General features: G+C 48.9%; 4 protein-coding genes and 1 pseudogene. 2 read left to right on the plus strand and 3 right to left on the minus strand.

The window, feature by feature from the left end:
* Nucleotides 1-56: 56 nt before the first annotated feature.
* From ATN88_RS27555 to ATN88_RS27565, 3 genes are read right to left on the minus strand one after another with little or no spacing between them, the layout of a single operon-like run.
* A complete protein-coding gene (locus tag ATN88_RS27555) occupies nucleotides 57-6,320 on the minus strand; it encodes a M10 family metallopeptidase C-terminal domain-containing protein (RefSeq protein ID WP_232313334.1) in 6,264 nt (2,087 codons plus the stop codon).
* Complete coding sequence (locus ATN88_RS27560) at nucleotides 6,317-8,230, minus strand: T1SS-143 repeat domain-containing protein (RefSeq protein WP_232313336.1); 1,914 nt, start codon at nucleotides 8,228-8,230, stop codon at nucleotides 6,317-6,319. The genes ATN88_RS27555 and ATN88_RS27560 overlap by 4 nt, the downstream gene beginning before the upstream one ends.
* Nucleotides 8,227-10,305, minus strand: coding sequence for a retention module-containing protein (locus ATN88_RS27565; protein ID WP_232313337.1), 2,079 nt, complete (start codon nucleotides 10,303-10,305; stop codon nucleotides 8,227-8,229). Before ATN88_RS27565 ends, ATN88_RS27560 begins: the two co-directional genes overlap by 4 nt.
* Before the next feature lie 560 nt (nucleotides 10,306-10,865).
* Here ATN88_RS27565 and ATN88_RS16560 point away from each other — a divergent pair.
* Both ATN88_RS16560 and ATN88_RS16565 read left to right on the plus strand, forming a co-directional pair.
* Nucleotides 10,866-12,186, plus strand: a pseudogene (locus tag ATN88_RS16560) (TolC family outer membrane protein).
* Nucleotides 12,183-12,815 (plus strand): OmpA family protein, encoded by a 633-nt coding sequence (locus tag ATN88_RS16565; protein WP_067418371.1) that lies wholly within the window; start codon nucleotides 12,183-12,185, stop codon nucleotides 12,813-12,815. The pseudogene ATN88_RS16560 and the gene ATN88_RS16565 overlap by 4 nt, the downstream one beginning before the upstream one ends.
* The last annotated feature ends 14 nt before the right edge of the window (nucleotides 12,816-12,829 follow it).

Here is a 12,829-nt window from a genome sequence, read left to right on the forward strand (position 1 = left end):
CTGATGATCGAATGTTCGAAATTTGTTGTTCATGAATTCAATATCTTGTTACCAGCTCAGTCGAGTTTGAACGCTTGTTGATTGTAAAGTGCATTAATAATCTCACTGGTTTGCGCGCCTGCTGCGAGATCAAGGCCAGAGCTAGATATATCCATATTTTCCATCACAATGGTCTGTTCATTCGCCCCTGAAAGCACTTGTAGGGTAATAGTGCCGTTCGCATCCACTTCGGCTTCATCAAAGTGTGGTAACAAATCATTCGCGGTTGGCGATGCCCCTAAGTCTGGCAGGATATCGGTGATATCGATTTTGTCTTGTCCTAGCTCAAAAACAGTGACAGTGTCACTATTCTTTGGCGTAGAGAGTGACGATTCCAGCCAAGTAAACACATCATCACCTTCACCGCCCGTGAGTATGTCGTCGCCAGTTCCGGCCTGAAGCGTGTCGTTTCCACTCATGCCAAACAAGCTTTGACCACCAGCCTCAGCCACCAAAGAATCATTTGCTGCAGTACCAATGTTGTCACCAAGGTGGAGCACGCCGCTGTTGACGATAGCTTCAAGCTGCTCGGTTTGAGACAGCGAAGATGCATCACCATTGATAAGTGCGTTTAGCCCAATGCCAGTGAGCACGATCTCTTGTACAGCACTACCGCCGCTCAAGATGTTGAGCTGTGCATTGCCCCCTTGTTCAGACAGCGAAAGCTGACTAGTAAGATCATCGAAACTGGCGAGATTGCTCACACTCACCGCTTGGCTGAGGTCGATGACATCCTGAGCCACTTCAAAGTCTTGAATTGTATCAACGGCAGGTGCGTCAGCAGAGCCCAAGTCCGCGGTTGTCCATACGAAGGTATCTTTGACCGTATCCGCGCCGTCTTTACCTCCGTAGAGCTCATCATTCCCACTGCCACCAATGAGAATGTCTGACCCTAAACCACCAATCAGGGAATCATTGTTCGCTCCACCTTCCAGTGTTGCTCCTTCGCTACCAGAAACAACCACATTTTCCAGTGCATCATTTTGCGCTTTGATTGCACCATCGGCAGGATTGAGAATATTGATATCTAACGCGATGGGATTAGATTCCGCCTCTTCTCCCAGAGATGTCGTTGAAATCGCAACAACGCTGACGGAGGCATTGAGCACGGAAGACCCCATCACATGCAATTGCGTCAACTCCGTTGGCGTTAGCGTGAGTACACCAGAAACTGGCCCAGTCCCAATGGCCACGCCATCAGCATCCACAAAGGTTAGGTCGGATGGAATGCCGCGAATTTCCACTGACAAGGTTTCAGAAGGATCGGTGAGCGCGGCAGCCAGTCCTAGTAGAGGAATCACCGCAGCGATACTTCCGCCAACAGCCGCCGTTTGTGCATTACTGAGGGTTAAATTTGGAATGTCAGGTTTCGGAGCCACATTGATCGCCACCGACTCTGTATCCGTTTTTGCTCCGCCCGTGCCAGTGTTGCCATTGTCGTTAACCGTGACGGTGAGCAAATCATTACCGGAAAAGTTTGTGTCGCCAGTATAGGTGACGCCAGACGTAAGCAAGGCATTGATATCATCAAGCGTGCCTTCTAACGTCATTGTGCCCGTTCCCGCACCGCTTACCGTCACTCCATTAGGTGTCGTGCCACTTGGTATTCCTATCGCCCCATCTTGCACACTCAGCCTTACTTCAATCACTCCAGTCGGTGATTCATTCGCATCAATGTCTTTCACTCGGATGGATTCAATCAGAAGTTCAGTCTCTTCCTCAGCAGAAAGAGGCATACTTGGCAGGGTTAATTCAGGCGCGTCATTCACGGCAGAGACAGTCACGTCAATCGTTTGGTCGTCCCAAAGTGAACTCACCGCTTCGACACCGTTATCGACAGCTCGCACTGAAATCTCGAGTTTTCCATCCCAATTGTTTTCATTGGCATCGCCCGGCGTAAAAATCAGTTCAGACAACGTCTGTCCATTAATGTTCGCTATCCAAGAGCCATCGGCTTGTTTCTCGATGGTGCTGCCAGAAGGCGCATCAGTGGGTAAACTCAGCGTCGAACTATCCGGCACATTGGTGAGTACAATACGGAGTGTTTCTGGTGCATTCTCGGTCACTGAAAGCCCAGTGCCGTCATAGCTTGGCCCATCATCAATCACGCTGATATCAAGTGGTAACGCAATCTGCTCGTCTTCTGTACCGGAAACCGATGTAGTGATATCCGTATCAACGCCGTCACCTATCGGGTCAACGGTTACGCTTATACTGCTCTCGTATTTTTCTGGTATATCAAGATTTTGCTCTTTGGCATAAACAACCAAACCCACTGTCATCGAGCCGCTGAAGTTATTAGGCGGAACGAAGGCGATATCATTGAGATTAATGGATTGGCTGCCACTTGGCACGCTGATGGTCCAAATTCCACCGCCGCTGTTTTGAACAAGCTGTGAGCCATTAGATACGAGCTGGAAATCATCCGGCACGCCTGTGATTTGGATAGACACAATCTCTTCTGAACCATCCGTGTCTTGGACACTTGCAGATATCCCCGTCAGCGCGATGTGCGAATCCTCATCGCCAGATATCGGGTTGGTGTTGCCAGAGAACGTAATAGGATCATTCACAGGCAAGACGGTGAAAGAGACTTGCGAATCAACCGAGCCCGAAACAGAAGAATCAGGTTTGCCTGTGTCATCATTTTTCGCAGTATCCGTTATGAATGTTTTCACATTCACATTCACCGGGCCGCTGTAGTTTTCCGTCGGTTTGAAATAGATGTCAGAGAGCTGGGTAAGAGTAACGGTGTAAACCCCATTCTGATCTTCAACGACTTGACCCGACGCGTCGACGAACTGCCCCGCATTCCCCTGCACACTGAGTTCCACGGACGTAATGGTTTCAACGCCTCTTGTCGGATCTGTATCAGGATCCAACAAGGAATCTGCAATACTGAGCTTGATAATCCCATCTTCAAGGGCTTCGTTCGGAAAGACGGTGGTACTGCCAGGGTCAGGTTGTTTGTCGCTGCCTAACCCCGTCGTTTCAACGACAGTCACTGTGGTTTTGATGCCGTCAATTTCTGGCGTAATCACAACGCCAATGGTGGTATCAACTTCTTTGGTGTCGCCACTTTCTTGGTCCGTCGTCACCAGTTTCACAGGGAGATTAAAATCGCCCGCAAAATGCTGAGGAAGCGTTAACGTAATACCCGAAAGATCAACACTGCCATCAGCAGCCACGTTCACTTTTGCGACGTACTCAGCCGTTTCACTGTTAAACTCCATTCCCGAAACAGTCACCCCAGCAGACGCCAACGACGCTGCCGTGATAACGACAGTGAGTTCGTCATCTCCTGCATTGGCAGGGTCAATAGAAATCAGCCCGTCTAGCTGACTGCCTAAATCTACGGTTTGGTCTTCAACACCGGTAATATCACCCGCAGAGACAGTGATCGCGCCAGCCTCTTGGGTGTTTGGGTTACTGCCAGTGAAATCCAAAGTGAGAACGATCGGCTCTTGCTCTACTTTCGCACTCTTATCGCCTTCTCCCGCATCACCTTGGTCTTGCACTGTCCCTATCAGTTTTATGTAAACCGGGGCTGTGATAGGAGTGGATGTGGAAATTTCCAAATCGGCGAGCGCAGATTCGGGTATCGTCCAGCTACCATCGCCGTTATTAATGCCACCTTTGATGTAAAATTGATCGAAGTACGCTTGGTTTTCACCAGTAAACGGGTCGCCTTGCGCGTTTTGCACGAAAGAAATAACGACTTGCGTAATGAGCTCCTCGCTACTGCCGTCGGTATTGATCCCTTCAGCCGTTCTAAATACCAATCTGTGGTCGGTTTCTGACAATGATATCGACCCAGTGCCGTCATCGCTGATAGTAGTTATTTTCGTGTCACTGCTATTCACCACCTCAATTTCGCCGTCTTCGACTGTCGCGATAATACGGACATTGAGATCCCCTGTGACCTCGACTCGGTCAATAATCGACGGATCATCTTCGTCTTTTTGCTCGACGGTTAGCTTCACACTGAGGCCAATATTTTCGTCTTCATCGCTGTTTGGCGGGGCTTTCATTAAGAGCTTCGCACCGTTAACAAGCGCTTCCACTTGCGCACTGGTGAGCACGACTTCCCCACCCGAAAATACCAAAGGTGTTGTTTCGCCTTCTATCGTCAGCTCATAGCCCGCCGCTATTGCAACCGAAGACATGGAGAAAGTTATGCCAACGATTTCTTCGCGATTGTCCGTAAAGCCGTTGTCCTCGTCGGGTCGCCAATTGACGTTGATAGGCTGATCTTCGAATCCTGTGGTGGCCAGAGCATAGTCGGTCGCATCAATTTTCGGCTCGATATGCACAATCACGTCTTTGTTAACGGTCAGCGAGTCACCGTCATTCTCTGTGACCACAATACTCACCGTCATCGTGATGTCTTTGGTACTGCCCGGCGGCGGGATCAATCTGATGTCAGACAGGCCGTCGATACTCGCCTGATACTGTGGCTGCGGCGGTGTCTCATCATCTAGCCCTGCGTAGACCAAATTGACCTTTTGATTGTTCGTATCCAGCAAGGTCACACCCTCAGGGATTTTGGTGATGAGGGTAGTGAGAGTTTCTGAATTATCGCCGGGGAGTTTGTTTCCATCTTCCCCAGAGTTGATTTGGAATGACAATGACACCGAGCTGTCTTCGTCGATAGTTGTTTCTATACCCGTTTCAACGCCACCTTGCACGATAGGCTGCCAAATATCACCGAGATCGGGCTCAATATCAGGCTCGTCCGCTACCCCTTTCAACGCAACGTTTAACACTTTCGGGTCGGTTTCAAACACCTGAACCACAGTTTGGTCAACGCCAGATGAATTCGTGATAACCGCCGTATCCTTCACAACCCCCCTAACAGAAATGGCGAAATCAACGTTACTTTCCGGTGGTGGCTCCAGTTTCAAATCGGCAATTTGTGAATAAAGCACCTCATACAGGCCGCTTCCGTCAGGTACAAGCTTGTCGGTACCCAAAATCAACTCTGCACCTTCAGGCAACCCCGTAATCCAAACGTACAGAGTTTCTGACGAATCTGTGTCGACCGTCTCGGTGAGACTAATTGCATCCCCCAATGGAATCAGTGTGTCTTCTTCACCACTCACCCGAGAGACTTTCAGCGTCGTAGAGTCCGCGACCGGATCGACAGCAATCGTGATGGTTCGGGATGCCGAATCCGCGGTTTGGTACCCTGCGACAAAGTTAGACGTTTCCTTACTTTGCGCGACGGCTGTCAGAACGATATCCCCAGAGAAATTCGCATTGGGCTTCACAACAACATTGTTAATGTCACTGGCGGATACCTCATACTTTCCATTGGTAGGCGTGAGCGTATTGCCGTTTAGCAGCAACGTTGCCTCACCGCTATCCAGTGTGAGGAAATAGGTTAATGTTTCTGAACCATCAAGATCCTGAAGGTCAGCCTCAATATCCAACGTCGCGCCATCACTGTCTTCGTCGATGTTGTAATACAGTGTGGTATTGGCATCATCCCATTGCGGCACATCTGCAATGCCTTCCACGGTTACGGTGAAAGTTTGCGTTGGTAACGTTCGCTCAGAACCATCACCATTTTTCACAAACCCAGTTACTGAGAAGGTCGGGATACCGCTTGCTGCCGAGTAGTCTTGATTGGGTACAAAGGTGACACCCTGAAGTGTCCAGATTTCATTTTGTGCGTCCGGTGTGAATAGATTGGCAGGCAAAGTGATTTGCCCTGCTGACACCGCGAGTAAGGTTCCATTTGCATAGAAGGAACCATTGGCATTCGCGGGCAGCGTAATGACCACACGATCAACAACCTCGCCTTGGTCGCTATCTCCCACATTGACTGACATATTGATGGGGATACCATTTGCAGGGTTGTCGACGACATCATCATCAGGGTCAGCGAGCCTGCCTTGGTCTTCCACACCTGTTGTATTCTCAACAATAATCTGTGGCGAGCTGTCGACAATCACAATCTGTGTCGTACCCACAACAATGTCACCATCACCGTCCAGAATTTCGTAGCTAAATGACTCCTCGATACGGTTATTGGTCGAGCCACTGTGGTCGACGTCATCAGCTGCGGTAAATTGCACGTTGCCTGAACTTTGCACCAGCAAAGTCCCTAACACTTGTCCACCTGCCCCTTCTCTGACGGTGAAGAAGTTGTTCACGCCAACATTCAATTCATGCTGTTCGCCATTGATGGTCACTGACTTAATGTGAGCATCATCTGCACCACGGTTTCGGGCAGGAAGGATCGTCTGACGCGAGCTCTGCTCCCCTTCTTCTGTCACCAAGCACCGCCGCCAACACCCACGCCATCGGTCTCTAGCGAGAATGGTACATCATCCGTCACATTTACCTTGATGATACTGGTGGTCGAATCGTTGTCTGCATCTGTCACCACCAAAGGCAAATTGATTGTCAGGGTGTTTTTCTCGTTGCCCAGAGGATGATCCAGCGCACCAAGTAACGTGAAGGTATAATTTCCATCTGAATCGAGCGTGATTGTGAAGACTTGGCGAGACTCAGCAAGCCCAGTGTAGGTTTTAACGCCATTGACATCACTGGTGAGATGCAAGGTGACTGGTTCGCCTTTGGAACTGAGCGGAACATCATTTCCCGCTGAGTTTTGACTATTTGACGTGTTGTTAGCGGCAAACGCAGACACATCCAATGCAATATCTTTGACGTTGTCACTGCCACTGTTAATCACTAATTTCCCAGAATCCGTATCCTCATCCGTTCCCACGCCTCCTGGGGTGGTGCCGGGTCGATTACTGTTCGTCCCGCTTCCATTTTGGTTGATATCACTCTCTTCGACGTTCAATTCTGGTACGGTCGTTATTTGAGGACCAATACCGTCTTTAATAACCAAATCGACAGATGAGCCGCCAGTTACTGCATCACCATCGGAGTCACTCACCTGAAGGGGAAGAACGATAGAGATATCCGTGCCGTTGATAGAAATATTGGCATTCGCTGTGCCATTTTCATCATGGTCAAGCGGTTTCAACAAGGTTAATGTCGGGGAAACAACAACATCAAACCCATTGGCACCTTGTACAGCAGGGAACGTAACAGTCAGGACTGTTTCATTGTTCGCTGTCCCTGTCAGCGTGCGAGTCGTTGCATCGTAAGAAAAGACGACAGCATGTCCATCGCTGGTTAGAACCCCATTTAGATTACTAAGCACGGTAGCAACTTGAGATTCCTCAATGCCAGCAGTGTTAGGAAGCAAACGGTCATTTTGCGTTCTGATTTGAATGGCCGTATCTGCCGAATCTGGATAACCCTGCCCGCCGGTGTCCGGTGTGAGATCAGGCTCAGTTAGTTCTACCGTTCCTGACGCTTGGATAATACCGGATGCATCAGAATCTTTGATTGATACCGTAAACTCCGCTGATATCGCATCGCCATCTGTGTCAGTCGCCCTCACGCCAATCGGCAAGTTGATCACATCACTTGGTTCATCAATAGCTAGAAACTGTTTAACGGTATACGTTCCATCTGGAACACCATTGGCATCTTTGTTTAAAACGATACTTAATGCAGTTTCACCGTTATTTGGTGAGGTCGAATCATCAATCACAATGGCGATACTGTCAGAGAGCGACGAAAACGGCTGAGGTTGAACACTGGTTTGATAACCGCTGCTTGTGATGGCATCGAGTGCAGCCTCCAATCCAGCAGGTGCAATGAAAACCAAGGTTTTCAGCGCATCCGCACCCAACGTGAGTCCCAAACTTAGATTTGCCTGCTCACTGATACTACCGACACTTGGATCTGTTAAATCAGCATCAACGGGATCGAGTGACAAATCCTTGCCATCTTTCACTGTGACAACAAACGTATCTGAAGCACTATCACCATCAAAGTCAGTGACTTTGACACCGAGATTGAACAGCACTTCTTCACTGTTTGGCTGATCCAACGCATCGTTCAGCGTGGCTTTATATTGGCCAGCATTTGGCAGCAACTCGAAGGTTAACACCGTCACGGTAGAGCCACTTCCATCTTGATAACCAATGTTTATTGGATCGCTAGAGCCAGTAATCTGGGCATTGGATGGAATAACCGATAACGCGTTACCGTTGCTGGTTAAAGACGCGACGAAGGTTTGGAAATCGTTCCCCACTTCCCAAACCAGTGACGCAATTTCATCGCTGCCAAGAGTCAAACCTAATGTGGACGTTTCTGTCACTGGTGCGGCATTTGCGTCAGGATCGGTGAGTTGAGTATCGGGTGTTTGGATATCAGGCGGTTGCCATCTACCACTTCGTATTTCACCGATATTGGATTATCCAGCGAATCGCCATCCGTATCTTCAAGTTGAACTTCAAGTTCAATATTGAAAACAGCATTCCCCGACTGGTCACTCAATGTCACCCATCGATTACCCGCAAATTTCGTCGTATCTTGATGATCAAGTGGCTGATTAAGCTCAAATGTGGATGACACGGAAACGCCCGCAGCACCAGCCCCCGCTGCTTGCGAGGCCACCAGCGTGATTGAGACAGCGACTGAACCATCAGGCAACTTACCTTCAAGAATGACCGTTCCTGATGATGAGTTAGGTGAGACAGCAAATGTTAGTGTTTCGCCGTTGGAGGTCAGCTCGTTAAGTTCACTGATTAAACCCGGTACTCCACCACTTTCAGTGAGATTTGAGATAAGCAAAGAACCCGGTTTGAGCCTGTCGGAACCCGCATTGATGTCGATTTCCCCTTCAGCCGTTTGCTTTGGTACTACACCGTTTTCAATTCTGCCTTCTGTGACATCGAAGGTACCGGATTCCGTTGCCGTATCACCGTCTGCGTTGTTCCCATCGGTAATGGTTACCGAAAATTGCCCCTCAATTGTATCCTTGTCGTAATCGGTCACAGCAACAGTGACGGGCACAAGGTGAGACTCACCGTTGGCCGTTTGGTCGACACTCGCGTTTTCCGAAAAGACATAATTGTATTCATCGCCGGATGATTGCAGAGCAATGCTAAAAACGACAACAGATGGGTCAGATGCCAGCGATACAGAGATAAGGTTGTCTGTGATTTCAAAGGTCGTTGCAGCACCATTACTGGTTAACCCATCTAATGCAGCAAGCAATGCGGGCGATGACACAAACTTCACGTCAGCAATTTCGTCAGAGTTCGCCGCAATATTCAACGGAATGGGTTTGGACACAAACCCCAAGTCATTTTCATTGTGTTCCGTGCTGACAGGCTCAATCGTGGGTAAGTCACCGTCTGTAATCGTGATCACAACGTCGACGGGAGCGCGTAACGCGTTACCCCCGTTATCTGTGCCTTGAACAGATAAATCAATCTCTAACGCATCATTGACCACTCGCACTAAGCCGGAGGCATCGTCTTCAAGATGATCAAGCGGCTTATGAATTGTCACCGTTGTTTTGAGTTCAACGTCTCGACCTGCTTGAGTAGGTTCAAGAAGAATAGTGATGACGGTTTCACCTTCTGAGGTACCCGTAATTTCGCGTCCGTCATCACTCAATGTGTACTGAACGCTTTTGCCAGAAGTGGTGGTTTCACGGGAAAGCTCACTCACCACCTCATTCACGGAGAGCGACTCAAAGACAAAGGAAGAAGCATCTAGACCTAATGTACTCGCAGCAACAAGAATCGAATTGCTACCAGAGACCGGATAACTACTGCCCTCAGCAGGATTGGAGAGTTCTCCTTCTCGAACAGTGACCGCGAGATCGCCTCCTCCCAACGCGGGGATCAGCGGCGCATCATCGTCATCAAATAAGGGAAAGCGTTGACGAACAAATGACGTTTCAAACCCAGCAGTCGCAAGCACGGCAGAATAGTCATAGTGAATAACGGCAAAACCACCGATTGACGAACTGACAACGCCACCTGCAGCAGGTGGTTCCAGTTCTTCCGTTGGGTCGACACCTTGCAATATGGCTCTTTGCAATGCGGCAATGTCGTCTTCGAGTAAGGTCAGTGCGGACGCGGATTCATTAAAACCAATATTAGTTGCTAAGCCGATAACATCGGTTCCTTCGCCATCGACACGAACACACGTGGCGCAGGGCTCATCGACCAATACAGGAACACCGTTTTTCATTACTACATATCGGGCGGCTGGATTGGCAATGATCAGATCGTCAGCTCGGACGTTAGTAGAGAAAGGTACTGGGTTAGACACACCCTCTCGAATCACAAACACTTGCCCGTTTTTAACGGTTAGATGCGTGTCCGGTTCATTCGCTTTTTCGACTGTTCCTTGGTTTGAATTGTTATGTTCCGTCATCGCTTATACCCCTTACATAAGCAAAACAGGAGGCGCGAAATTCTTTTCAGAATTTCAGCAATCCTCCTGCTCTAAATCTCATTTAACGAGCTTCTGCCTGCGGATAAAAACAAATCGCTAGGTTTTAACTTTCAAGCGACAAACAACCCGCAAAGGCCTTAGAAACTGTCTTTCTAACAATTTTGCTGTCACTTATGTGTCTCAACCTGTCTCATTTCCGATAGAAACGCGATAAAGCCTATTCAGGGGGTCACATACGCATCAACTTGCCCTACTTTTAACGGGCAAAGGAAACAGAGCTTTCTCTTGCTTTATCACGCATTTTTTGTCCGGTTATGACGAACATATCTCACGTTCGTCTTAAAAAGCTCCATATTTGGACCTTTTTGCCTCCACTGGGCAGATTTGCCGTGTTTTACCAAGTTTCATATGACAACGGACAATCTTGACGCTTTCAGGGAGCATTCATGAATCAGTCAACATCCCATGAGAGACGGCAGTTAGCAAAACAGCAATGTCACTCAACTCGCTTCAAACAACAGACTCACTTCCTACATAAAATCCTTGGAGTCGCCACGTTAACGTTTACCACTACCCTCTTTTCGCTGTCTGCCTCTGCTCAGTCATTAGAACAAGCAGTCGCAACAACACTCACTCAAAACCCATTGATAAAAGAAGCGTATAACGAATACAAAAGTCGCCACGAAAACATTGACGCGTCAGAAGGTGGTTACTTGCCTTCACTCGATCTCGAGGCGGGTATCGGTTATTCGGATTACAACAATGACAGCAACAACGGCACGTACAAACCTAGAGATGTTCGCTCAGCTTACGCCAACTGATCTGGGATGGTGCCATCACTTACAACGACATTAAACGCACGAAAGCGGAAGCCGAAGCGCAGCGTTACCAGCTCCTTTCAGACGCACAAGATACCGCCCTCAGCGTGGTTGAAGTGTATTTGGAAGTGTTGAGATCGCAGCAAATTCTAGACCTCACGCTCTCCAACCTTGAGACCCATGAAAAAATCGCTGCTGATGTAAAAAAACTCACGGAAAGCGGCGTCAGTTCAACATCTGACCTCACTCAAGCCCAAGGACGTTTGGCACAAGCGCACGCTAACGTGCTTTCAGCGCAAAGCAATCTAGACGACACTATCACCGAGTTTGAGCAAGTGGTTGGTGATTCACCCGACACACTCGTTACACCCGCCGTTGACGCGCTCTTTATTCCATCTTCACTTATTGAGCTCTCAATATCGCCAAAAAGAACAACCCTGTGATTCAGGTTGCTCACCACGATGTTGATGCTGCGAAATTCCAATACAACCAAGCCAAAGGCGATATGTATCCGACCTTTACCATCGAAGCGTCACAAGAGTGGGGCGAAGAGTTGGACGGGACACCAGGTGATACGGACGAATTTCAGGCGATGCTGAGAATGCGATATAACCTGTTCAATGGTGGAACGGATGCCGCGGAATCACGCAGTGCTGCCTACCAAGTGAACAAAGCCAAAAATATTCGTAATAACGCACACCGCTTGTTAGATGAAAGCACGCGTCTGGCATGGTCAGCCAAAGAACTGGCAGACAAGCAAACCACCTTCCTTCAGCAACATGTTGATGCCGCATCTGACACGTTAAAAGCCTACGAGAAGCAATACCTCATCGGTCGCCGAACCTTGCTGGATCTCCTCAACACCGAAAATGAACTGTTTGATGCTCGCCGTTCTTATCTCGACGCGCATTTTTCGGGAATACTCGCCCGTTACCGAGTATTAAATGCCACAGGCTTGCTCCTTTCTGAATTGAGAGTTGCAACACCAGAAGAATGGCAAACATCAGTCTATGACTCTAATAAACAAGGAGAAAACGAATGATGAACGCTGTTTGGCTCAATAGAGCCAAGTTCAAAAAGGCGGTGATTTTGCCAATCACTGCCTCCTTTCTGCTCACGGCAGGCTGCTCCCTTTCTGTCGACCCTCCTCCTGTTGCGAAACAGGAGGCAGATCTGCAAGATGCCGATCGCGATGGCGTTATTAACCAACGCGATGAGTGTCTTGGCACACCGGTTGGCGCAGACATTAACAATAGTGGCTGCGCTGAAGTACTTGAGTTGAGCGCTCGCGATAACCTCCACATTTTGTTTGCGAACAATTCGTCTCGCATTCCTTCCACCTTTCTTCGCGAAGTCGATCAGCTCGCTCGATTTATGAAAAGCTTCCCGCAAACCCATGTTGAACTGAAAGGCTATGCCAGCACGGTTGGCAGTGCGGAAGCCAACCTCGCTCTTTCTCAGCGACGTGCAAACGCGGTGAAACAAGCTCTAGTTCGTAAAGGCATTTCACCGGATCGTGTTGTGATCATGGGATTTGGCGAAAGCGACCCAGTCGCGTCAGACTCTGAGCGCCAGACGGAGATTTTGAGCCGTCGCGTCACAGCGGCAGTCGCGGCCTCAGAAGAAAGCGTTGTGATGAAGTGGACGATTTATTCCACTGCAGCAAAGTGAATAGAAACACCGAA

This window comes from Enterovibrio coralii (genome assembly GCF_001559595.1).
In the GTDB taxonomy this organism is placed as follows: Bacteria; Pseudomonadota; Gammaproteobacteria; order Enterobacterales; family Vibrionaceae; genus Enterovibrio; species Enterovibrio coralii.